Raw genomic sequence first — 442 nt, forward strand, 5'->3', positions numbered from 1 at the left:
TCGGAGTTTGGTTAGGATCAGTAAGCCTGTGGGGCCCCATTACCCATCCAGTGCTCTACCCCCCGGGGTATTCGGATGACGCTCTACCTAAATAGATTTCGCAGAGAACCAGCTATCTCCGAGTTTGATTGGCCTTTCACCCCTAGGCACAGCTCATCCCGATCTTTTTCAACAGATGTGGGTTCGGTCCTCCAGTAAGTGTTACCTTACCTTCAACCTGGCCATGCCTAGATCACTCGGTTTCGGGTCTGATCCCACGAACTCATACGCCCTATTAAGACTCGCTTTCGCTACGCCTACACCTAACGGCTTAAGCTTGCTCGTGAGACCAAGTCGATGACCCATTATACAAAAGGTACGCCGTCAGCTCGCAAGGAGCCTCCGACTGATTGTAGGCGTTCGGTTTCAGGTACTGTTTCACTCCCCTCGTCGGGGTGCTTTT

1 rRNA gene is annotated in these 442 nt (G+C 52.3%); it reads right to left on the reverse strand.

The features are described 5' to 3' along the window. A 23S ribosomal RNA gene (locus tag E1297_RS00640) occupies window positions 1–442 on the reverse strand; the annotation flags it as partial.

The sequence above is a fragment of the Roseibium sp. RKSG952 genome (assembly GCF_009711355.1).